At 66.5% G+C, this 20489-nt stretch carries 24 protein-coding genes and 6 pseudogenes; 21 read left to right on the top strand and 9 right to left on the bottom strand.

Translation table 11 applies throughout. From position 1 onward, the window contains the following. Positions 1–19: 19 nt before the first annotated feature. Both GNX96_RS18525 and GNX96_RS18520 read right to left on the bottom strand, forming a co-directional pair. On the bottom strand, positions 20–733 hold the full coding sequence (locus GNX96_RS18525; protein ID WP_279580745.1) for an SDR family oxidoreductase: 714 nt from the start codon (positions 731–733) through the stop codon (positions 20–22). 155 nt (positions 734–888) lie between these two features. Continuing rightward, positions 889–2445, bottom strand: coding sequence for an AMP-binding protein (locus tag GNX96_RS18520; protein WP_163569050.1), 1557 nt, complete (start codon positions 2443–2445; stop codon positions 889–891). 98 nt (positions 2446–2543) lie between these two features. Between GNX96_RS18520 and GNX96_RS64020 the strand changes: the two are divergent. The 8 genes and pseudogenes from GNX96_RS64020 to GNX96_RS18495 form a co-directional block, all read left to right on the top strand. Beyond that, positions 2544–2717, top strand: a pseudogene (locus tag GNX96_RS64020) (hypothetical protein); the annotation flags it as partial. A 148-nt stretch (positions 2718–2865) separates the two neighbouring features. Further along, the gene (locus GNX96_RS52945; protein ID WP_390624053.1) at positions 2866–3438 is read left to right on the top strand and encodes a PaaX family transcriptional regulator; all 573 of its coding nucleotides are present in this window, start codon (positions 2866–2868) and stop codon (positions 3436–3438) included. Then, positions 3411–3944, top strand: a complete 534-nt coding sequence (locus GNX96_RS52940) for a phytoene desaturase family protein (protein ID WP_279580742.1) — start codon at positions 3411–3413, stop codon at positions 3942–3944. Before GNX96_RS52945 ends, GNX96_RS52940 begins: the two co-directional genes overlap by 28 nt. Next, positions 3941–5053: a phytoene desaturase family protein gene (locus GNX96_RS52935; protein WP_390624061.1), complete on the top strand. Its 1113-nt coding sequence runs from the start codon at positions 3941–3943 to the stop codon at positions 5051–5053. The genes GNX96_RS52940 and GNX96_RS52935 overlap by 4 nt, the downstream gene beginning before the upstream one ends. Positions 5054–5088: 35 nt before the next feature. After that, positions 5089–5654 (top strand): annotated as a pseudogene (locus GNX96_RS18505) (SDR family NAD(P)-dependent oxidoreductase). Next, complete coding sequence (locus GNX96_RS52930; RefSeq protein ID WP_279580740.1) at positions 5597–5836, top strand: SDR family oxidoreductase; 240 nt, start codon at positions 5597–5599, stop codon at positions 5834–5836. The pseudogene GNX96_RS18505 and the gene GNX96_RS52930 overlap by 58 nt, the downstream one beginning before the upstream one ends. Continuing rightward, on the top strand, positions 5793–6662 hold the full coding sequence (locus tag GNX96_RS18500; protein ID WP_279580739.1) for an enoyl-CoA hydratase family protein: 870 nt from the start codon (positions 5793–5795) through the stop codon (positions 6660–6662). The genes GNX96_RS52930 and GNX96_RS18500 overlap by 44 nt, the downstream gene beginning before the upstream one ends. Further along, a complete protein-coding gene (locus GNX96_RS18495) occupies positions 6662–7063 on the top strand; it encodes a RidA family protein (protein WP_279580738.1) in 402 nt (133 codons plus the stop codon). Before GNX96_RS18500 ends, GNX96_RS18495 begins: the two co-directional genes overlap by 1 nt. Here GNX96_RS18495 and GNX96_RS18490 read toward each other — a convergent pair whose 3' ends face one another. Both GNX96_RS18490 and folK read right to left on the bottom strand, forming a co-directional pair. Next, complete coding sequence (locus tag GNX96_RS18490) at positions 7064–7462, bottom strand: hypothetical protein (protein WP_163569048.1); 399 nt, start codon at positions 7460–7462, stop codon at positions 7064–7066. It lies immediately after the preceding gene. A 53-nt stretch (positions 7463–7515) separates the two neighbouring features. Next, a complete protein-coding gene (gene folK, locus GNX96_RS18485; protein ID WP_279580737.1) occupies positions 7516–8055 on the bottom strand; it encodes a 2-amino-4-hydroxy-6-hydroxymethyldihydropteridine diphosphokinase in 540 nt (179 codons plus the stop codon). Between the two features lie 39 nt (positions 8056–8094). Between folK and GNX96_RS18480 the strand changes: the two genes are divergently transcribed. Further along, entirely contained in the window at positions 8095–8859 is a 765-nt protein-coding gene (locus GNX96_RS18480) for an HpcH/HpaI aldolase family protein (protein WP_163569047.1), read from the top strand. 134 nt (positions 8860–8993) lie between these two features. Here the strand turns inward: GNX96_RS18480 and ngcE are convergent, their stop codons facing one another. Beyond that, positions 8994–10403, bottom strand: coding sequence for an N-acetylglucosamine/diacetylchitobiose ABC transporter substrate-binding protein (gene ngcE / locus GNX96_RS18475; RefSeq protein ID WP_279580736.1), 1410 nt, complete (start codon positions 10401–10403; stop codon positions 8994–8996). Beyond that, a complete protein-coding gene (locus GNX96_RS52925) occupies positions 10400–10594 on the bottom strand; it encodes a twin-arginine translocation signal domain-containing protein (RefSeq protein WP_279580735.1) in 195 nt (64 codons plus the stop codon). The genes ngcE and GNX96_RS52925 overlap by 4 nt, the downstream gene beginning before the upstream one ends. A 177-nt stretch (positions 10595–10771) precedes the next feature. On the opposite strand from GNX96_RS52925, the gene GNX96_RS18470 reads away from it, so the two are divergent. The 6 genes and pseudogenes from GNX96_RS18470 to GNX96_RS18455 all read left to right on the top strand — a co-directional run bounded on the left by GNX96_RS18470 (position 10772) and on the right by GNX96_RS18455 (position 13261). Further along, complete coding sequence (locus GNX96_RS18470) at positions 10772–10984, top strand: hypothetical protein (RefSeq protein ID WP_163569046.1); 213 nt, start codon at positions 10772–10774, stop codon at positions 10982–10984. Beyond that, a pseudogene (locus tag GNX96_RS64015) lies at positions 10953–11186 on the top strand (thiamine pyrophosphate-binding protein); the annotation flags it as partial. The gene GNX96_RS18470 and the pseudogene GNX96_RS64015, both read left to right, overlap by 32 nt. A gap of 77 nt (positions 11187–11263) precedes the next feature. Then, positions 11264–11590 (top strand): annotated as a pseudogene (locus tag GNX96_RS64010) (hypothetical protein); the annotation flags it as partial. A gap of 13 nt (positions 11591–11603) precedes the next feature. Beyond that, complete coding sequence (locus GNX96_RS64005) at positions 11604–12194, top strand: hypothetical protein (RefSeq protein WP_390624060.1); 591 nt, start codon at positions 11604–11606, stop codon at positions 12192–12194. Continuing rightward, positions 12094–12561, top strand: coding sequence for a thiamine pyrophosphate-dependent enzyme (locus tag GNX96_RS18460; RefSeq protein WP_279580759.1), 468 nt, complete (start codon positions 12094–12096; stop codon positions 12559–12561). Before GNX96_RS64005 ends, GNX96_RS18460 begins: the two co-directional genes overlap by 101 nt. A 13-nt stretch (positions 12562–12574) precedes the next feature. Then, a complete protein-coding gene (locus tag GNX96_RS18455) occupies positions 12575–13261 on the top strand; it encodes a GntR family transcriptional regulator (RefSeq protein WP_163569043.1) in 687 nt (228 codons plus the stop codon). A gap of 240 nt (positions 13262–13501) precedes the next feature. On the opposite strand, the gene GNX96_RS52920 is transcribed toward GNX96_RS18455, so the two are convergent. Together GNX96_RS52920 and GNX96_RS18450 are read right to left on the bottom strand one after the other, a co-directional pair. Then, entirely contained in the window at positions 13502–13756 is a 255-nt protein-coding gene (locus GNX96_RS52920) for a LysR substrate-binding domain-containing protein (protein WP_279580734.1), read from the bottom strand. Further along, positions 13743–14438 (bottom strand): LysR family transcriptional regulator, encoded by a 696-nt coding sequence (locus GNX96_RS18450; protein WP_279580733.1) that lies wholly within the window; start codon positions 14436–14438, stop codon positions 13743–13745. Before GNX96_RS18450 ends, GNX96_RS52920 begins: the two co-directional genes overlap by 14 nt. Before the next feature lie 55 nt (positions 14439–14493). Between GNX96_RS18450 and GNX96_RS64000 the strand changes: the two are divergent. From GNX96_RS64000 to GNX96_RS18430, 6 genes and pseudogenes are all read left to right on the top strand, one after another. Beyond that, positions 14494–14874, top strand: a pseudogene (locus tag GNX96_RS64000) (DMT family transporter); the annotation flags it as partial. 103 nt (positions 14875–14977) lie between these two features. After that, positions 14978–15469: pseudogene (locus GNX96_RS52910) on the top strand (DMT family transporter); the annotation flags it as partial. A 115-nt stretch (positions 15470–15584) separates the two neighbouring features. Continuing rightward, positions 15585–16028 (top strand): 2-oxoacid:acceptor oxidoreductase family protein, encoded by a 444-nt coding sequence (locus tag GNX96_RS52905; RefSeq protein ID WP_279580731.1) that lies wholly within the window; start codon positions 15585–15587, stop codon positions 16026–16028. Beyond that, positions 16001–17470, top strand: coding sequence for a 2-oxoacid:acceptor oxidoreductase subunit alpha (locus GNX96_RS18440; RefSeq protein WP_279580730.1), 1470 nt, complete (start codon positions 16001–16003; stop codon positions 17468–17470). The genes GNX96_RS52905 and GNX96_RS18440 overlap by 28 nt, the downstream gene beginning before the upstream one ends. Then, entirely contained in the window at positions 17464–18540 is a 1077-nt protein-coding gene (locus GNX96_RS18435; protein ID WP_163569061.1) for a 2-oxoacid:ferredoxin oxidoreductase subunit beta, read from the top strand. Before GNX96_RS18440 ends, GNX96_RS18435 begins: the two co-directional genes overlap by 7 nt. 151 nt (positions 18541–18691) lie before the next feature. Next, positions 18692–20047 carry an MFS transporter gene (locus tag GNX96_RS18430; RefSeq protein WP_163569042.1) on the top strand — a complete coding sequence of 452 codons (1356 nt, stop codon included), beginning with the start codon at positions 18692–18694 and terminating at the stop codon, positions 20045–20047. Between the two features lie 71 nt (positions 20048–20118). Here the strand turns inward: GNX96_RS18430 and GNX96_RS52900 are convergent, their stop codons facing one another. After that, positions 20119–20469, bottom strand: coding sequence for a hypothetical protein (locus GNX96_RS52900; RefSeq protein ID WP_279580729.1), 351 nt, complete (start codon positions 20467–20469; stop codon positions 20119–20121). Positions 20470–20489: the final 20 nt, after the last annotated feature.

The following is a 20489-nucleotide window of genomic DNA, read 5'->3' as shown; positions in this document are numbered from 1 at the left end:
GTCGGATTCGAAAAAGATCTTATTCGCTCAGCAACGGAATGGCGGAAATGGCCTGTTCTGGCCCCATCGCGGAATACCCGCCATCGGCGGCCCACACCGCGCCGGTCACCACACTGGCCGCATCCGAGCAGAGGAACGCGACCACCTCGGCGACCTCTTCGGGATCACCCACCCGGCGTAGCAGATGGAAAGGCGCGGCGACTCTGTCCGTCTTCGCCCGGTCGGACCCGCTGAGCTGGTCCATCACCGCCGACCACGTCCAACCCGGCGACACCGCGTTCACCCTGATCCGGTCCGCTGCCAAGTCCATCGCCATATTGCGGGTGAGCTGCACAATCGCGGCCTTGCTGACCGGATAGAGCCACCGGCCGGTCTGCGCCACATTCGCCGAGATGGACGCGAAGTTCACCACCGCACCACGGCCGCTGGCCTTCAGCTGCTCGTATGCGGCGCGTACGAGCAAAGCCGCGCTGACCACGTTCACGTTTAGCGCTTCAAGCCACTGGTCCCGATTCGACTCGAAGCCGTCGTCCGCATAGGTGCAGGCGAGGTTGACAATCGTGTCCACGTGTCCGTACGCGTGCACCGCGGTGTCCACACAGGACGCAAGGGCAGCATCGTCGGTGATGTCCGTGCGTACGCTCAAAACCCCGTCGCCGCAGCTCGCGGCCACCCGGTCGGCGCCTGCTGAGTCGATGTCCGCGATCACCACCTTCGCCCCGGCGGCATGCATGACCCGCACCACCGCGGCCCCCCATAATCGTGGCCCCACCAGTGACAACGGCCACCCGCCCAGCCAACTCGGCCACCGCAACCTCCCCAGAGACGACACTGGACAGCCTTGCGCAGCCCGGGGGTGATCGGTCAACGGAGACTGCCGCGAGAAACTCAGCGAAGGCGGTAACGTTGGAGCTTGCCGGTGGCGGTGCGGGGCAGTTCGGTGCGGAACTCGATGATGCGCGGATACTTGTAGGGCGCGATCTCGCTCTTGACGAAGTCCTGCAAAGCCTTGACGTCCGGTAAAACACCGTTCGTGGGTACGACGACGGCCTTGACAACCGTGCCGCGTAAGTCGTCAGGCGCGCCGACGACCGCGCATTCGGCAACGTCGGGGTGTCTGAGCAGGGCTTCTTCGACTTCCGGGCCGGCGATGTTGTAACCGGCCGAAACGATCATGTCGTCGCTGCGGGCCTGGAACCAGAACCAGCCGTCCGTGTCGCGGATGTACGTGTCTCCGGTGATATTCCAGCCGTTCCGGACATAGTCGTGCTGCCGGTCGTCAGCGAGGTAGCGGCAGCCCGTCGGGCCGCGGACGGCCAACTGACCGGGCGTCCCGTCCGGCACCGGGTCGCCGGCCGGGCCGACGACGATCGCCTGGTAGCCCGGCACTGGACGGCCGGTCGAGCCGGCCTTGTCGTCGGTTTCGGTGCGGGACAGGAAAATGTGCAGCATCTCGGTCGCACCGATGCCGTCCAGGATCCGGATGCCGGTCTTTTCCCGGAAATCCGACCAGATCGCCGCCGACAGGTGTTCGCCGGCGGACACACAGCGCCGCAGCGACGAGATTCTTCCGAGATTGCGCTCCGAGAGCATCGCCCGGTATGCGATGGGGGCGGTGAAGACGACCGTCACGGCATGCTCTTCAATAGCGTCGACCAGCAGCTCAGGCGCCGCTTTTTCCAGCAACAAAGTCGCCGCGCCGGCCCGCAGCGGGAAAATCACCAGTGCGCCCAACCCAAAAGTGAACGCCAGCGGCGGAGTTCCGACCACCAGGTCGGTCGGACGCAGCTGCAGAACATGCCGTCCGTACGTGTCGGCGATAGCCAGCACGTCCCGGTGGAAATGCATGGTGGCCTTGGGCCGTCCGGTGGTGCCGGACGTGAAAGCCAGCATCGCCACGTCATCTGCTGCCGTCCGCACCGGAGTGAAATCCGCCCGTACGGTGGAAATCTGTAAATCGTCGTACGTCAAGATGCGCAATCCCGGAATGTCGGCCAAAACCAGGTCATCGAGAAAGCGCGGGTCGCACAGCGCCACCGTTGGCTGGGAAATCTCGCCGATGGTGGCCAGCTCGCCGGGCCGCAGTAGTGGCATCGTGGTGACCACGACTCCACCGGCCAGCAAACCGCCGAGCCAACTGACCACCAGCCACGGATTATTGGGGCCACGCAACAACACTCGGTTCCCCGGCACGAGCCCCTGATCGTCGGTGAGCGCCGCCGCGACCCGACGGGCCCGATCCGCCACCTGGGCGTACGTCCACACCTCGCCGTCGCCGAGCAGGCAACGCCGGTCGCTGTCGCCGTCCACCAGCTCCGCGGCGCAGTTCAGCTCGGCCGGATAGGCCAGCTCCGGCAGCGTGAAGTCGAACTCCGGCCAGCTGTCCGGCGCGGGCAGGTGGTCCCGGCAGAACGTGTCGAGATGCGCGGAGGGTGAAAGCCGCATGGAACGCACCGCCTTCCAGCTCTGCCCCCAGTATGCTTGACTCGTGACGACAGTCAAGAGAACAGCATGTTCGGTGCTGGGCCACTGAGACGGTTATCGTGGCCTTTGTGACAGCAGCCCCGCCGGCCGTGATCGAACGGCTCGCCCAGCCACGGCACCTGATCGTGACGCTCTACGGCCTGCGCGGGCTGGACGGGCGGCAGGCCGGCCGGTGGTTCTCGGTGGCCGCGCTGGTCCGGCTGCTGGCCGACCTCGGCATCGACGAGGCGGCCGTGCGGTCCTCCGTCTCGCGGCTGAAGCGGCGCGGCATGCTGATCGCCGAGAAGGTCGGCGGCGCGCGCCGGCTATGCCCTTTCCGAACCGGCCGAGCACCTGCTGGACGAGGGCGACCAGCGGATTTTCGCGCTGCCCCGGCCATCCGTGCGGGACGGCTGGATCCTCGCGGTGTTCTCGGTGCCGGAGTCCGAGCGGGATCGCCGGCACACGTTGCGTACGCAGCTCAGCCGGCTTGGCTTCGGCACCGTCTCGCCAGGAGTGTGGATCGCGCCGGCGCACCTTCGGACCAGCGCGACCGATCTGGTGGCCCGGCTGGAGCTGACGCCGTATGTTGAGTTTTTCAGCGCGGACTACCTAAACGACGCCGATCTGACGTCAAAGATCGGTCAGTGGTGGGACATGGAGCGACTGCACGACTCGTACGCCGACTTCCTTGCCGGCAGCCAGCCGGTGTGGCGGCGGTGGGCGCGCCGGCGGACGGCCACCGATCAGGAGGCTTTCGCTGACTACGTCCCGATTCTGACGCAGTGGCGCCGGTTGCCGTATCTGGATCCCGGACTGCCGGCGCAGGTGCTGCCGGCCGACTGGAATGGCGCCAAAGCCGCCGAACTTTTCGGGACCATCCGCGAGCGGCTAGAAAAGCCGGCCCGCCGGCATCTGGAAACCACCGTCTCACTCCAGGGAGAACCATGGTCAGCCAGACCGACGCGATCGTGATCGGCGCCGGGATCAACGGGATGGTCGCCGCGGCCGAGTTGGCCAAGGCGGGCTGGAAAGTGACCCTGGTCGACGGCAACGACCGGATAGGCGGCTTCATCGACTCCGGTGAGCTGACCGTTCCGGGCTACCAGCACGACACTTTCTCCTCGTGGCACACGCTTTTCCTTGGCAGCGGCGCGTACGCCGCGCTCGGCCCGGATTTGCACCGGCACGGCTTGAAATACTGCGATTCCGACACCGAAGTCGGCGCGAGCGTGGCCGCCGATGGCCGGGTGAGCCTGTGTTTTCGTGATCCGGTGCGGACGGCCGAAGGTTTCGCCGACCCGGCCGATGGTGCCGCCTATTTGGTCGCTCTCGGCGAAATGGAGAAACATCTGCCGGTGATTGGCGCGATGCTGGCCGGCGAGCCGCGTTCAGTCGGCAATTTGAAGACTTTCACCGTCGGGTGGCGAAAATCTGGACGTGACGACCTGGAGGACTTGCTCCGCTCGACGCGACGCTGAGCGGCCGGGCCTGGGCCCGCAGCCGTTTCGCCGGGCCAGAAGTCGATCACCTTTTTGCGCCCTGGTTACTGCACGCCGGCCTGACCCCGGACCACGCCCAGGGTGGACTGATGATGCCGCTGCTCGCCGCCAGCATCCATGGCGCCGGCCTGTCCGTGGTGCAGGGCGGTGCGAAGAACTTTCTGGCCGCATTCCAGGCGTTGTTCGACGAGCTCGGCGTGCGAGTAATGCTCGGCGAGCGGGTCGAGGAAATCGTGGTGGCGGCCGGAAAAGCGATTGGCGTTCGGACGACCGAGAGCCGGATCTCGGCTACCAGGGCCGTTCTCGCGTCGGTGACCCCGGACGTGCTTTACGGATCCCTGTTGCCGGCGGACAAAACCAAGGTCGCCGAGTTGGAACCGGTACGCCAGGAGGCGGCTCGGTTCCGCTTCGGGCGGGGCGCGATGCAGATCCACGTGGCACTTTCGGCGCCGCCGCGCTGGCGGGACTCGCGACTCGCGCCGGTGCCGATGGTGCACATCACCGACGGCTCTTCCAGCACGGCCATCGCGTGTGCCCAGGCCGAAGCCGGACTGCTGCCGCCGGCGGCGCCGACCGTGGTGGTCGGCCGGCAGGACGTACTGGATCCCACTCGCGTACCAAAAGGCGCGGCAGCACTGTGGATCCAGCTTCAAGAGGTGCCGTACGCGCCGACTGGTGACTCGGCCGGGGAACTGGACACTTCGCGGGGCTGGACCGAGGAACTCGCCGCCGGTTACGCCAACCGGGTCCTCGACCGGATCGCCGACCACGCGCCCGGTCTCGCGGATCTGGTGCTGGACACCAAAATCATCACCCCAGTCGACCTGGAGAGGGCAAATCCGAACGCGCGCTTCGGCGACCCGTACGGTGGCGCCTGCGACCTCGACCAGTCACTGTTCTGGCGACCACTGCCGTCCACCCGCTCCCACCGCACTCCGGTGGAGGGCCTGTGGCACATCGGTTCGTCAACCCACCCGGGTGCCGGCCTGGGCGCCGGCTCCGGCCATCTGGTCGCCCAGCAGCTCACCACCCCGCCACCGTTGCAGCAGATCAGGGACCGGATCGACAGGATTCGTATAGCGCGTTAGTGACGGCAATAACAGAGGCGTGATACGTTCGGCGAATGCGTGTCGCGGTCGTCACCGGCGGGTCGGGCGGGATCGGGCGGGCGGTTTGCCTGCGTCTGGCCCAGGCCGGCTTCACCGTGGCCGCGGTCGGCCGATCCGCCGAGCGCCTCACCGCCTTGGAGAAGGAGCTGCCGGTCCAGGGATATCGGTGTGACGTCACCGATCCAGACCAGGTGGCCGCGCTGCTGCCGGCGAGTTGACATCGGTGGCGGTCGTGGTGAACAACGCCGGCATGGCGTCCACCGCACGCTTCGAGCAGACCACTGTGGACAGTTGGGACGAGCAGATACGGGTCAACGCCACCAGCGCTTTCCTGGTTTCGCAGGCATTTCTGCCGCAGTTGCGGGCGGCTGGCTGGGGCCGGTTCATCGCGGTCGCCTCCACCGCTTCGCACATCGGGGCCCGCTACACCGCCGCCTACACGGCTTCCAAGCACGCGATGCTCGGTGTCGTACGCGCCTTGGCCGCCGAGATCGCCGGCACCGGCATCACCAGCAACGCGGTTTGCCCGACCTTCGTGCGTACGCCGCTGACCGATCGAGCGATCGAGCGATCGAGCTGATTGGCGAGCGAACCGGCCGGGATGCGGCCGCCGCCGAGGCCGATCTCGCCGCCGCCGCACCGCTGGGTCGACTGTTGGAACCCGCCGAAGTGGCCGCTGCGGTAGCGTTTTTCGCGAGCGAGGACGCCGGCTGCATCAATGGACAGTCGCTGGTCCTGGACGGAGGAGGCCTGCAACGATGAGCCCGTTTCGCGGCTCGGTGTGGGTTTCACCGAGGAGTGGAAGCATTTCCGCCTCGAACGCGCCGACAATATCGCCACCCTGACCTTCAACCGCCCGGACAAGCTGAATGCCCTTACCTTCCAGGCATATGCGGACCTCCGCGACCTGCTTGCCGAGCTGCCGCACCGAAACGACACCCGGGTGCTCGTTCTTCATGGCGAGGGCAGGGGTTTCTGCTCCGGCGGTGATGTGAACGAGATCATCGGTCTGACGTTGCGCATGGGCACCGATCAGCTGTTGGCTTTCACCAGGATGACCGGCGAGGTCGTTCGGGCAATGCGTGAATGTCCGGTCCCGATCGTGGCTGCCCTGCATGGCATGACGGCCGGCGCGGGTGCCGTGCTGGCGCTCGCGGCGGATTTCCGGATCGCGACCCCGTCCGCGAAGTTCGCTTTTCTTTTCACCAAAGTCGGCCTGTCTGGCGCCGACATGGGCGCAGCTTACCTGCTGCCCCGGATGATCGGTGTCGGCCGAGCCACTGAGCTGCTGATGCTCGGCGACACCCTCGACGCCGAGACGGCCGAGCGCTACGGGCTGGTCAGCCAACTCGTACCAGAAGAGGCGTTGTCCGAGCGGGTCACCATGTTGGCCCGACGCCTCGCCGACGGGCCTTTCCAGGCGTACGCGTCGACCAAAGCCGTCATCTCCCGTGAACTGGACATGGGCTTGTCGGCCTCGCTCGAACTGGACGCCACCACTCAGGCACTGCTGATGCACGGCGAGGACTATCGCGAGTTCCATGCGGCTTTCACCGGCAAACGGCCACCGAAATGGCAGGGTCGCTGATGCCGCACGAGCTGGTCAATCCGCCGGAGTTGGGCCCGACGGTCGGGTTTTCGCACGCCACCGTCGCGGCCGCTGGGCGCACGGTCTATCTCGGCGGCCAGACCGCCCAGGATTCGACCGGAAAAATCGTCGGCGACGACATCGTGTCCCAGTTCGACCGGGCACTGTCCAATGTGGTCATCGCACTAAAAGCCGCTGGCGGCGAGCCCGGAGACATTGTCTCGATGGTCATTTATACGACCGACATGAGCGCGTACAGAGGCGCTTTGAAAGACCTTGGCCGGGCGTACCAGTCCCATCTGGGACGGCACTACCCGGCCATGGCCCTGCTTGGTGTTTCAGAACTCTTCGATCCTCAGGCGCTGGTCGAAATCATCGCCACCGCGGTCATCGCACCGTAGTTACTCGGCGAACAAGGTGGCATCGGGACCGAGGGGCAGCTGGTTCCCGTTCGCGTCCAAAGCCGCGATCGTCGCGTTCGTCGGCTTTTCCAGGCTGTTGTAGAACTTCACCCGGTCGACCTTTTCCGGGATCTTGAACCAGACGAACGAGAACGTCGGGTCCTGACTCCACTTCTGCACGTACGTGTCCATGTTCTTACCGAGGTAAGTAAAAACGAACTTCGCGATAGGTCCCTTGTAGTAGCCAAGCAGCAGATGGTCGTACCCGTCACCGGTGAGAGCGTGGAACCCAGGCACCTGGCCGGTCCTGTCGTTCCGGACGGAGCGACCAGTCGCCAGTAGCCGACCGGACGTCTGCCGTACGAACTCGCTGAACTCATCATCAACCTTTTCGGCCATACCCCGTGCCTTCCGCCGCCCGCCCACTCACCTACCAGTACGCAGGCCGCCGCTCAGAGGTTGCTCGTCCCGCGACGCTTTACCCAAGGAGCGGCCCGAGGGCTCGCACGGCAGGCACGTCGGGAGCGACCGCGTCGGTACGGACGAGGTCGGCGATCGGGCCATGACCAGGGACTATCGCCGCCGGGTCGATCTCCAGCCACGGGACCAGCACGAACGCACGCAGGTGGGCGCGCGGGTGCGCGCAGGGTGAGCACCGGATCGTCCTGAACCACCGCGAGGTCGTCCTGCCAGACGGCCAGGACGTCGACGTCCAACGTACGAGGGCCGAACCGGCGCTCGGGGTCGCGGACCCGACCGGCCGCCGACTCCAACTGGTGGGCGAGGTCGAGCCAGCCGGAAGCGGTCATCGCCGGGTCCTCGACGAGGGCGACCGCGTTGACGTACGCCGGTTGGTCCGCGTCCCCCCACGGCGGTGTCTCGTACCCACCCGAGGCCCGCATCAGCGCTGGTCCCAGCCCCGCGAGCGCTTCGCGCAAGGTGGCGCACCGGTCGCCGAGGTTCGATCCGAAAGCAAGGACTGCGCGGCTCATGCCATCGATCTTGCCTTGCTCGAAAGGTTAGGGTCGGTTATGACTCCGGAGAATTTCGCCGACCGCGTACGGGCCCGTGAGCAGCTCGTCGGCTATTGGATCGTCACCGACAACCAGCCGGCCGCCGAACGGATCGCCGGCATTGGCTATGACTACGTCGCGGTTGACGGGCAGCACGGGCTGCTCGACTACCGCGCGTGGCTGACGACGATGACCGCGGTCGACGCTCGCGGGTCGTCGGCCGGGATCGTACGAGTGCCGGCCATCGACCCGGCCTGGATCGGCAAAGCGCTGGACACCGGCGCCCGTGGGGTGATCGTGCCGCTGGTCAACACCGCTGACGAGGCCGCGCTGGCCGTACGCGCCTGCCGGTATCCGCCCGACGGCGTACGCAGCTTCGGCCCGTTCCGCTCGTCCCTGCGGATCGGCCCAACGCCGGCCGACGCGAACGCGGCGGTGGTCTGCCTGGCGATGATCGAGACGCCGGACGGGCTGCGCAACGTCGACGACATCTGCGCGACGCCGGGCCTGGACGGCCTCTACGTCGGGCCGGCTGACCTGACCCTCGCCGTCGGCGGCCGCTACCCCGGTGACCAGGCCGTACGTCCCGCCTTCGACGAAGCCGTCGACCGGATTCTGACAGCTGCACACAAGAGTGGGATCGCTTGCGCGATGCACTGCCCGGACGGCGAGACCGCCGCCCGAATGCTGGCGCGCGGCTTCACCATGACCACGATCAGCAACGACCTGGCCCACCTGGAACAAGCCGCCACCGCCCACCTGAAAACCGCCCGCACACCCTGACCGGACCACACCCAACCGAACCACCCCGACGCCGCGGCCGCCAGGCCGCCGGTCTGGACGGTGGACCCGCCGGTCTTTGGCGGGTCCGGCGACCAGACCGAACGCGTCCAGCGGCAGGCACTGCCGCCAGCAACTCAGACCAAACGCGTCCGCGGCAGGCACTGCCGCAGCCCCCCACGTGACCGGACCACACCCGACCGGACCACCCCGACGCCGCGGCCGCCAGGCCGCCGGTCTGGACGGTGGACCCGCCGGTCTTTGGCGGGTCCGGCGACCAGACCAAACGCGTCCGCGGCAGGCACTGCCGCCAACAACTCAGTGCTTGAACTTCTTGATCGAGCTGTTGGAGGCGACGGCGTCGGCGAGGGCCTGGGTTTTGTAATCCAGTCGGCGGCCGAGATCCGCTTGGACATCAGGAGGCCACAGTTCTGGCCGATGTCCTGCACGAGCTTGGCGTACCACGTAAGAATCAACGGGTTGACTGTGTTGTTCGCGCCAGCCGCCTTCAGGGCCGCGTTCGCCGAGGTCACGCCGGGCGGCAGCGGGACACCCTCGGCGCCTTCCAGTACGCAGGTGAGTGAGCTGACCTGACGGGCGAAGTTCTGCGCTTGTGGTTTGGCGAGGAAAACTCGCAGCATCTCCATCCCGCCGAGGGAGTTCATCGCTTGTTTGGGCACGATGAACGGCTCGGTCGGCGCGGACCAGATGGTGCCGAACGGCATTTTGTCAGCGGCTGAAACGGACGGAGGTCCCTGTACGGCCATGCCGAAATTGGCGGGCGTGGTGCCCTTTGCCTCGTTCTCCACCCAGGAACCGTTCGGGATGAAGGCGGCCTTGCCCTGGTTCCACGCGGTCTGCGATTCAATGTGCGTCAGGCCTTCACTGCCCTGCAGGACATAACCCTTCGCGACCACCTCTTCGATGGGCTCCAGTGCGGCTTTCACCGCCGGGTGCTTCCAGGCGTTCGGTTCCAGGTTGTCGATCGCGATCAGCACCTCTTTCCCGCCGACCTTGGCGATCTGCGCGAAAAGCCAGTAGTGCACGTAGCCGGGATATTTGCCGGCGTACGTCCACCCGGCCACATTGTTCTTTTTCAGGGTGGCGCACGCGTCCAACATCGCCTGCCAGGTCTGCGGCGGCTGGATGCCGTATTTTGTGAGCTGGGTGGACGAATACCAGATGCCAAAAACGGCCTGCACGTAATTCAGCGCATAAACTTCCTTGCCGCCGTACTGTCCCGCCTCCACGATCCCGGGTCGCAACGTGTCCCTGATCTTCTTGCTCGGATCGTCCAGCGATGGCGCGTCCAGCAGCGGGGTCAGGTCAGCGACCTGCCCCTTGCCGATAAGCGCGTTCATATCCAGGGCCTGGGCACCGGAGTTGTCAATCAGGTCCGGCGGGTTACTGCCGACAAAGCGTGGCGCGAGCTGCTGGGTGATCTGCTGGGTGCTGTTGTGTTTGACGGTCGCCTTGGGATGTTTCTTCTTGAACGCCGCTTCGGCGTCCAGCGCGTACTTGTCGCCATAGCCACCCTTGAAGATCACCACTTCCAGCGCGGCATCCTCCTTGATGCCCAGCGGATGTCCTTGGTGACAGTGCCCTTTTCCGATCCTCCGCCACCGCCACCGCCGGTCGCGCAGGCATCCAGCAGCGCGGCGCCTGGCACCGCCAGCGCGCCCAGCGCGGCGGCCCGCCCGAGGACTGTTCGTCGGGAAAGGTCCTTCGATTCGCTCATCAAATCTCCTCTATCCGTTCACCGGAACGCCCCGACGAATATCGAGTCAGCCATAGTGCCGGTCACTGGCCCCATCCGGAAGATCATTCCGTCACATTGACCGCTCTCGGTTAACTCTTGCATGCAGCTCTGCATGCAGAATAGGGTCGCCGTACGGATCGCCTGAAGGCAGTGAGCATGAATGCTCTCAGCGTCACCGAACCGGCCGCACCCGTGCTGCTTTTGCCGATCCGACCTGGTCGCCGAGGGCGTCCGGTTCTGAATCAGGAAGGCGAAAAATGGGGCACGTTCTCCGGTCGCGGCGCGGACCTGCTGGTCGAATGCCTGGTCCGGGCCGGCCTGGGGGCCGCTCTTCGGGGTGCCAGGCGACACCGGAGTGGTCTTCTATGACGCACTTTATGGTCGTACGAAAGACATCCGGCATATCCTCGCCCGAGACGAACGGCACGCGGCCGCAATGGCCGACGGCTTCGCCCGGGTCAGCAACTCCGTCGGCGTTGTCGAGGTTTCCAGCGGCGGCGGCACTACTTACGTCATCGGCGGCCTGGGCGAGGCGTACGCGGCAGGCGTCCCGATCCTGGTTCTCACCTCCGACATCCACACCGCCAGCCGAGGCACCGGCGCACTGACCGAGATCGATCAGGAAGCACTTTTCGCCGCGGTGACGAAATACCGCGTACGAGTGGCGCGAGCCGCGGAAATACCGGCTGCCATGGAGAAGGCACTGACGGAGATCACCTCGGGACGGCCCGCCCCGGCAGTGGTGATCCTGCCCGAGGACGTGCTCGACGAACGGGTAGTTGTCGACGAGTCCACATTGGACGGACTGGCAGGGCTGGCCAACCTGCCCGGTCCCGGCCGGCCGCCACCGTCGATCGGGCCGTACACATTCTTTCCAGGGCACGAAAACCGGCGATTCTGGCCGGCTCCGGCGTGCACCTGTCCGGAGCGTACGCCAACCTGCGCCGACTCGCCGAGAAGGCCGGTATCCCGGTCGCCACCACGATCCATGGCCGTGGTGTCCTGCCGGACGACTGCCCTTGGAGCATCGGGGGCCGGCAACAACGGCGGTCGGGAGGAGGTGAACGCATACTTGCGCGAAGCCGACGTGGTTCTATTGGTCGGCACCCGCGCAAACGCCACCGACACCGACGGCTTCACCGCACCTTCCAGGGACAGCGCGAAAATTGTCGCCATCGACATCGACGCCTCGCGGGCCGGCCGCAATTATCCGGGCGCCCTCGATCTCGTCGGCGACGCCGACCAGATCCTCGGCCAACTCGCGGATGCCCTGCCCCCCCTGACCAAAAATCACGAGCCGGTGCGGACGTACGAGCCTGAAACCGGTCTCGCTGCCAGCTGGCCAACTGCTGCCGGCGGACGTGATCCGGGTGGCTCAGGAGGCGATCGGCGGGCCAGCCGTCGTGGTGGCCGATCCGGGCACCCCGACGCCCAATGTCGTGACGTACTGGCAGGTCAGCGAGGCCGGCCGGACGGTCATCGTGCCGCGCGGGCACGGCCCGATGGGCTACGCGATCCCAGCCGCCGTCGGGATCGCGCTGGCCCGGCCCGGCAAACCGGTGCTCGCGCTAACCGCTGACGGCAGCTTCAACATGGCATGCGGCGAGCTGGAAACGGTGTCCCGACTGGGATTGCCGATAGTCTTCGTACAATTCACCAACCACAGCATGGGATGGATCAAGATGCTTCAGCATCTTTACAGCGGAGGAAGGTATTTCGGCGTCGATCCCGGCACTGTCGACGCGGCCAAAATCGCCGAAGCGTCCGGCATTCGGGGGGTACGCGCGAGAGACCTCGCCGACGTGAAAACCGCGGTCGCGGAGGCCGTACGAACCGGGACCTCGGTCTACATCGACGTCGAGGTGCCGCACCTGATCGACCACGTGCCACCGGTGCCGGCGTGGACCCGGGCGCTGGCCGGCGACACCGAGCGGCCGGTTTACTGACAAAATCGCCGTCGTGGATGGTCCCAACCTCTCCGACGAGGTCTACCGGCGGTTGCGCCAGCAGATCGTGCACGGCGACCTGCGACCACGCGAGTCACTGTCCGAGGTCGAGATCGCCGAGCGGCTGGACGTGAGCCGCACGCCCGTGCGGGAGAGCCTGCAACGGCTCGCGTCCGAAGGCCTGATCACGTCGCACCGGCGGCGTTGGGTCGTCTACGAGCACAGCAAGGCGGAGATTTCGGAGATCTACGAGGTGCGGGCCGCGCTGGAAAGTTACGCAGCCCGGCTGGCCGCCCAGCGCGCCACCGACGACGAACTCGCCTCGGTGGCCGCCTTGCGCGGCGGCCAAGTCTTCCCCGGCAACACGGTCGGTCGCCCCGGCAGCAAGTCTGTCCCCGGCGGTCCGGTCGTGCGCGGTAGCCAGTCGCCGGTCACCAGGGTCGACTTCAACGCGCACCTGCACGACTCGATCATCGGGATGTCCCACAACGCGACCCTGCTGCGGCAGGCCCGTACCAGTCGCCTCTACTTCTTCAACCGTACGGTCGCCGGCCTCTACACCGACGCCGACCTGGCCGTCTCCACCGAACAACACGACACCCTCATCGCCGCCGTCTGCGCCCGCTCCCCCGACCGGGCCGCCACCGCCGCCCGCGAACACATCGAATTCGCGCTGGACCTGATCCTGCACCGCCTCTGACACCCCCTGCGGCTCGAAACTGTCGTACCCCTCCGGCAGATTTGCCCCCACCCAGTGACGGGTGGGGGGCGGGTTCGAGGACCAATGTCCAACTAAAAATTAAGGTCCACCTCTCGACCCACCCCCCGCCCGTTCAAAGGGAGGGGGAAAGAAAAACAGACACCTACGACAATTTCGCGCCGCACCCTGTCGGATTCCGCGAACTCGACGTTTTCGATGGCGACAAAGGCGACAAAAAGGTCAAGCTCGGGAGGGCGTACGCAGGACGTGGCTGTCGGCGACCGTGCGCAGTGCCTCGGTGATCGTACGGACGAAGGGCTCATCCTGGGCGCCGGCGCGGACCACCGCGAGGATCCGGCGGATCGGCGGGTTGGACCGCAGCCGGCGCACCACCACACCGGGATGCGGTCGGTCCAGGGCCAGCAGCGGCACCAGCGAGATGCCGAGGCCGGCGGCCACCATGCCCTGGGTGGTCGGGTAGTCATCGGTGGCCACAAATGACCTGCGGACTGAACCCGGCGGCGGCGGCGAAACTGCTGGTCAGGATCTCGCTGCAAGGGCTGGGTTGCGGCTCGGTGTCGACCCACTGCTCCTGCGCGAGGTCGGCCAGCGCCACGTCGCCGCGGTCCACCAGCGGATGGTTGGCGGGCAGGATCGCGAAATACTCGTCGTCGAGAAGTTGCGTCCAGCACAACCCGTTGTCCCGCTCCGGAGACCCGGCGACTGGCTCCACCGCGATCGCGATGTCCGCCTCGCCGGCCCGCACGGCGTGCACCGAGTCCGGCGGCTCCTGCATCGCGAGGTCCAGCTCGGCATCGGGATGCCGGCCCCGGAAAATCGCCAGCGCTGGCGGCACGAACGAAGCCCCGGCGGTCGCGAAGAACCGCATCCGCAGCAGCCCGGCCCTGCCGGTACGAAGGTCGGCGAGCGCCGCCTCGGCCGCCGCCAGCCGGTCGATCACCGCATCGCCCTGCTCGGCCAGCAGCCGGCCGGCGGCGGCGGTCGGTCTCACGCCCCGGCCGACCCGCTCCAGCAGCCGCACTCCCGCCTCCCGCTCGAGCGCGGCGAGGTGCTGGCTGACCGCCGACGGCGTGTACGACAGCCGCTCCGCGGCGGCCGCCATCGACCCGGCCGACACGACCGTGCTGAGGACTCTTAACCGGCGCAAATCAAGCACAGCGTAATCGTACAGTGCCACTTACCAATGACTGTAGAACAATTCGCTTGAACTGATGCTTCGGAGACCGCAGGCTGGTCATATGCGGTTCGGGAGCCTGTTACGGCTGGGTTTGCTGGCTTTGTGCTGGGGATCCAGCTTCCTGTGGATAAAGATCGCCCTGACTGGGCTTTCGCCGATCCAGATCACGCTGGTACGCCTCGTCCTGGGCGCCGCCGTGATGCTCGCCTTCTGCCTCGTCACGCGGCTGGCGCTGCCGAAGGATCTCAAAACGTGGGCGCTGATCGCCGTACCAGCGGTCGCCGGCGCTGTGATTCCCTTCACGCTCTTCGGCATCGGCGAAGGCAGCATCGACTCCAACGTGGCCGGTGTGCTGAACGCGACGACCCCCGTCCTGGTCGCGTTGCTGGCCGTCGTCACCGGCGCCGAGCGCCGCCCGAGCTGGGCGCAGTTCGCCGGCATCGGGGTCGGGTTCGCCGGCACCATGGTGATCCTGGAGAGCGTGGCGGGCATCGGGCGGTACGCTCGCAGGCGCCCTTGCGTGCGTCGCGGCGGCCGCGCTCTACGCGGTCAGCTTCATCTTCATCGGCCGCTTCCTCAGCCGCCGGGTGGCGCCGGCCGCGCTGGCCGCCAGCCAGCTCACGGTGGCCGCGATCATCATGATCGTCATCACCCCGTTCGCCGGCCTCACCACGGTGCGGCTGAGTTGGCCCGTGCTGGTGAGCGTGACGGTGCTCGGGCTCGCCGGCACCGGCCTCGGCTTCCTGCTCAACTACCGGCTGATCGCCGACGACGGCCCGACGCTCGCGTCCACCGTCGGCTACCTGATGCCGGCGGTGTCCGTGCTGCTCGGCGCCCTCATCCTGAACGAACAGCTGGACGCGGTGACCATCGGCGGCATGCTGCTGGTGCTCGGCGGCGTGGCGCTCACCCGGCGGCGCAAGATCCGTACCGATTCCGAATCGGCCACGCTCGCGACTTCCACGAGTCCGCAGTCCGCACCGGTCAGCCAACTGGCCCAGCGGGACTGACCAACCGGGCAGGATAGACCAGGCAAACTGGCCACTGTGACGCACGGCTCCAAGATTCGCTACCTACGGCGTCGTAACATTGGGGTCGTATGTCGTCGGAAGGTCGTGCCTGCACGTGTCAAGTACACAGTCAAAGCAGATTCAGCAGCTCGATCGGGTCGTCATCCGATTCGCCGGAGATTCCGGCGACGGAATGCAGCTGACAGGTGACCGGTTCACATCTGAAACCGCATCCTTCGGCAACGACCTGTCGACTTTTCCCAACTTCCCAGCCGAGATCCGGGCTCCGGCCGGCACCCTTCCCGGGGTTTCCAGCTTCCAGCTGCACTTCGCCGATCACGACATCCTGACGCCCGGCGACCGGCCGGACGTGCTGGTGGCGATGAACCCGGCGGCGCTGAAGGCGAACCTGCCCGAGACCCCACACGGGGCCACCATCATCGTGGACTCCGCGGACTTCACCAAGCGCACCTCGGCAAGATCGGGTACGACGAGAACCCCCTCGAAGACGGGTCGCTTGAGGCGTATCACGTGCATTCCTTGGACCTCACCGGAATGACGGTCGAGGCGGTCAAGGAGTTCGGCCTCGGCCGCAAGGAAGCCGCGCGAGCCAAGAACATGTTCGCGCTCGGCCTGCTCTCGTGGATGTATAACCGGCCCACCGAGGGCACCATCGACTTCCTGCGCAGCAAGTTCGCCAAAAAGCCCGACATCGCGAACGCAAATGTCGCGGCTTTTCGAGCCGGCTGGAATTACGGCGAGACCACCGAGGACTTCTCGGTTTCGTACGAGGTGAAGCCGGCGGCGATGGCGGCCGGCACGTACCGCAACATCTCCGGCAACCTCGCGCTGGCGTACGGCCTGGTCGCCGCGTCGGTGCAGAGCGGGCTGCCGCTTTTCCTCGGCGCGTACCCGATCACCCCGGCCAGCGACATCCTGCACGAGCTGAGCAAACACAAACGATTCGGCGTGCAGACTTTCCAGGCCGAGGACGAGATCGCCGGCATCGGCGCGGCACTCGGCGCGTCCTTTGGTGGCGCTCTTGGGGTCACCACCACCTCGGGTCCCGGTGTCGCGCTTAAGAGCGAGACCATCGGCCTCGCGGTGTCGCTGGAACTTCCGCTGGTCATCTGCGCGATCCAGCGCGGCGGCCCGTCCACCGGGCTGCCCACCAAAACCGAGCAGGCCGACCTGATGCAGGCCATGTACGGCCGCAACGGCGAGGCTCCGGTGCCGATCGTCGCGCCGCAGTCACCGGCCGACTGCTTCGACGCGGCGCTGGAAGCGGTCCGCATAGCGCTGACCTACCGGACACCGGTTTTCCTGCTCTCCGACGGATACCTGGCCAACGGGTCGGAGCCCTGGCGGATTCCGGACATCGCCGGGCTGCCGGACCTGTCGGTTGAGTTCGCCACCGAGCCAAACCACACCGACGCCAAGGGAAACCCGGAGTTCTGGCCGTATTTGCGGGATCCGGAGACGCTGGCCCGGCCGTGGGCGATTCCCGGCACCGCGGGGCTGGAGCACCGGATCGGCGGCATCGAGAAGGCCGACGGATCCGGCAACATCTCGTACGACCCGGCCAACCACGACCTGATGGTGCGTACGCGCCAGGCCAAGGTCGACGGAGTCGCCCGCTCGATCCCCGATCTTGAGGTCGATGACCCGAACGGCGACGCCAAGGTGCTGGTGCTCGGCTGGGGCTCCACGTACGGGCCGATCGGGGCCGCCTGCCGGCGGGTACGCAAGGCCGGCCATTCCATCGCGCAGGGCCATCTTCGCCACATCAACCCGTTCCCAACAAACTTGGGAGAGGTGCTGAAGCGGTATGAAAAAGTAATTATCCCGGAAATGAACCTCGGCCAGCTGATCACCCTCATCCGGGCGCGCTATCTGGTCGATGCCATGGGATACAACAAAAACGCGAGGCATGCCGTTCCGGGCCGAAGAGCTCGCCGGGGTGCTGACCGCGATGTCATCGCGGGAGTTGACGGATCGTGACCGACGTCGTCGAGCTGGGTTTTCCCTCGCTGGGCAGCATTCCAAAGACCGACATCCCGCAGCGGGCGGCCGATTTCAAGACCGACCAGGAAGTGCGCTGGTGTCCGGGCTGCGGTGACTACGCGGTGCTGGCCGCTGTGCAGGGTTTCCTGCCGGAACTGGGCCTGGCCCGGGAAAACATCGTTTTCGTTTCCGGGATCGGCTGTTCTTCCCGTTTCCCGTACTATATGAACACGTACGGGATGCACTCGATCCACGGCCGTGCGCCGGCGATCGCGACCGGCCTCGCGTCGGCCCGCGAAGATCTCAGCGTCTGGGTGGTGACCGGTGACGGTGACGCGCTGTCGATTGGTGGCAACCACCTGATCCACGCGCTGCGCCGCAACGTGAACCTGAAGATCCTGCTGTTCAACAACCGGATCTACGGCCTGACCAAGGGCCAGTACTCGCCCACCAGCGAGGTCGGCAAGATCACCAAGTCGACGCCGATGGGCTCGCTGGACAACCCGTTCAACCCGGTGTCGCTCGCGCTGGGCGCGGAGACGACTTTTGTGGCTCGTACGATCGATTCCGACCGCAAGCACCTCACTTCGGTGCTGCGCGCGGCGGCCGAGCACCGCGGCACCGCGTTGGTGGAGATCTACCAGAACTGCAACATCTTCAACGACGGCGCGTTCGACCTGATCAAGGATCGTACGAACGGCGCCGACTGGACCGTGCGGATGGAGCACGGCGAGCCGCTGGTCTTTGGTACCGACTCCTCGCGCGGAGTCATCCGGGACCCGGAAAACGGCATGCTGACCGTCGCCGACGTCAACGAGGTCGGCAAGGACAAGATCGTCGTACATGACGCGCACGCCGAGGACAGTGCTTACGCGTACGCACTTTCCCGGCTGTCCACAAAGGACCTGCCGTACACCCCGATCGGTGTCTTCCGGTCAGTCGAGCATCCGACGTACGACGACCAGCTGCGCGGCCAGGTGGCCGCCGCCGAGGCGAAGCTGGCCGGCGACCACACCTCCGAGCTCGGATCGCTACTGCGGGGCCAGGACACCTGGACCGTCGACTAGCTTTCCCGACAATGGGCCCCTTTCCAGCCGGAAAGGGTCCCATTCGGTTTTTTACGGGTATTTTCTTTTCGGTGACCAGGAATCCTTGACGCCACCGGCATACTGGATGCACGCTGCATGATCGACATCACTACTCCCTGGAGTGTGGGCGATGAGCGGCACCGCGAGTCCTGACCTGATCCGCAGCCAGCGCCGGCGGGCAGTGGTCGCCAGCACTGTCGGAACCACCATCGAGTGGTACGACTTCTTCCTCTACAACACGGCCGCCGCGCTGATCTTCCCCAAGCTTTTCTTTCCGGGGCAGTCGCCGTACATCGGCATCCTGGCCGCCTTTGGCACCCAGTTCGTCGGCTTCGCGGCTCGGCCGATCGGCGCGGCGATCTTCGGTCACTACGGCGACCGGATCGGCCGCAAAACGACTCTCATCACCACCCTGATGCTGATGGGCGTGGCGACGTTTCTGATGGGCCTGCTGCCCACGTACGCGACCATCGGGGTGGCCGCGCCCATCCTGCTGGTGGTGCTGAGGATCGTGCAGGGCATTGGCGTCGGCGGCGAGTGGGGCGGCTCGGTGTTGATGTCGATGGAATGGGGCAAGCAGAACCGGCGCGGCCTGATGGCCAGCTGGCCACAGTTCGGCGTGCCACTGGGCCTCATCACGTCGACGGGCTGCTTCCTGATCGTCAGCAACCTCACCGGCTCCGGATTCGACGTCTGGGCCTGGCGGATCCCGTTCCTGGTGAGCTTTCTGCTGATCGGCATCGGCCTGTACGTACGGCTGCGGGTGCTGGAAAGCCCCGCCTTCGCTGTCCTCAAGAAGGACCAGAAGGTCGTACGGCTGCCGGTCTGGGAGGTCATCAAGACCCAGCCGCTGGCGATCGCCACCGGCGCCTTCGTGCGGATGTCAGAGCAGGCGCCGTTCTATCTCTTCACGGTTTTCGTGCTGGCGTACGGAACCACCACCCTCGGCATGACCCGCAGCGCCATGCTGAACTTCACCATCATTGCCGCCGCCGTCGGCCTGGTCACCAACCCGCTCGCCGGCTATCTCTCCGACCTCTTCGGCCGGCGACTGATCTACGGCATCGGGATTGTCGCGACCGCACTCTTCGCTTTCCCCTATTTTGGGCTGCTGAACACCCGAATGCCCGCGCTGATGCTGACCGCCGTTGTCGTTTCGCTGATTTTCCACGACATTCAGTACGGCCCGCAGGCCGCGCTGATCGCCGAGGGCTTCGGCACCGGCGTACGCTACAGCGGCGCCGGCCTCGGTTACCAACTCGCGTCGGTCGTCGCCGGCGGCCCGGCACCGCTGATCGCGGCCGCCATCTTGGAAAACACCAAGTCATCCACCGGCATCAGCATTTTCATCATCGGCTGTTGCGTACTAGCGATGATCGCCCTGCTGGTCATGCCCAAAGTGGCCGCCGCCACCGAACCCGTCGACGCGGACCAAAGCACCGGCGCCGCCGCTGCTGCCGCCCTTGAAGGAAAGCCCGCCACCTGACCCCGATCAGTGTTTAGGCCCTGTTGCTTGCGCGGGGTGCAAGCAACAGGGCGTTGCGGACTTTTCGGCGGTCAGGCCAGGGACGGAGAGCCAGCGGGCAGGGCGGGCCGGACGCGGGTGGGGGCGGTGGCGGGCGTACGGACCGGGGATTCCCGCAAAGCACCGGCGATCGCGGTCGCGGTGGCGTCGGCGAGGGCGCCGCGGGAACGGACCTGGGTGGCGTCCAGTGGGGTGATCGCCAGCACGACCAGCCGCGGCCGGCGGAGGCTGACCGTCCGCCAGACCGACGCGACAAGCGTGTCGTCGCCGACAAAAGCCGTCCGACCGTCGGCGAACTGCAGGGCGACCGGCTGGACGAGGGCACCGGCTCGTACGGCCGCCTCGAAATCGCCGGCTTGAAAGGACCGCGTTCGCGGCCACACCACGTGGTTCCTTCCGGAAA

Source organism: Fodinicola feengrottensis (assembly GCF_010993775.1).
Lineage (GTDB): Bacteria > Actinomycetota > Actinomycetes > Mycobacteriales > HKI-0501 > Fodinicola > Fodinicola feengrottensis.
This window is presented reverse-complemented; position numbering and strand designations above follow the sequence as displayed.

Bases quoted from the DNA above. Each gene is read 5' to 3' on its own strand.
- GNX96_RS52925 (WP_279580735.1), bottom strand. From the start codon at position 10,594: ATGAGCGAATCGAAGGACCTTTCCCGACGAACAGTCCTCGGGCGGGCC.
- GNX96_RS18480 (WP_163569047.1), top strand. From the start codon at position 8,095: ATGACTCCGGAGAATTTCGCCGACCGCGTACGGGCCCGTGAGCAGCTC.
- GNX96_RS18525 (WP_279580745.1), bottom strand. From the start codon at position 733: ATGCATGCCGCCGGGGCGAAGGTGGTGATCGCGGACATCGACTCAGCA.
- GNX96_RS18490 (WP_163569048.1), bottom strand. From the start codon at position 7,462: ATGGCCGAAAAGGTTGATGATGAGTTCAGCGAGTTCGTACGGCAGACG.
- GNX96_RS18520 (WP_163569050.1), bottom strand. From the start codon at position 2,445: ATGCGGCTTTCACCCTCCGCGCATCTCGACACGTTCTGCCGGGACCAC.
- GNX96_RS18495 (WP_279580738.1), top strand. From the start codon at position 6,662: ATGCCGCACGAGCTGGTCAATCCGCCGGAGTTGGGCCCGACGGTCGGG.
- GNX96_RS64005 (WP_390624060.1), top strand. From the start codon at position 11,604: ATGGCCGTGGTGTCCTGCCGGACGACTGCCCTTGGAGCATCGGGGGCC.
- GNX96_RS18500 (WP_279580739.1), top strand. From the start codon at position 5,793: ATGGACAGTCGCTGGTCCTGGACGGAGGAGGCCTGCAACGATGAGCCC.
- GNX96_RS52940 (WP_279580742.1), top strand. From the start codon at position 3,411: ATGGTCAGCCAGACCGACGCGATCGTGATCGGCGCCGGGATCAACGGG.
- GNX96_RS18470 (WP_163569046.1), top strand. From the start codon at position 10,772: ATGAATGCTCTCAGCGTCACCGAACCGGCCGCACCCGTGCTGCTTTTG.
- folK (WP_279580737.1), bottom strand. From the start codon at position 8,055: ATGAGCCGCGCAGTCCTTGCTTTCGGATCGAACCTCGGCGACCGGTGC.
- GNX96_RS18430 (WP_163569042.1), top strand. From the start codon at position 18,692: ATGAGCGGCACCGCGAGTCCTGACCTGATCCGCAGCCAGCGCCGGCGG.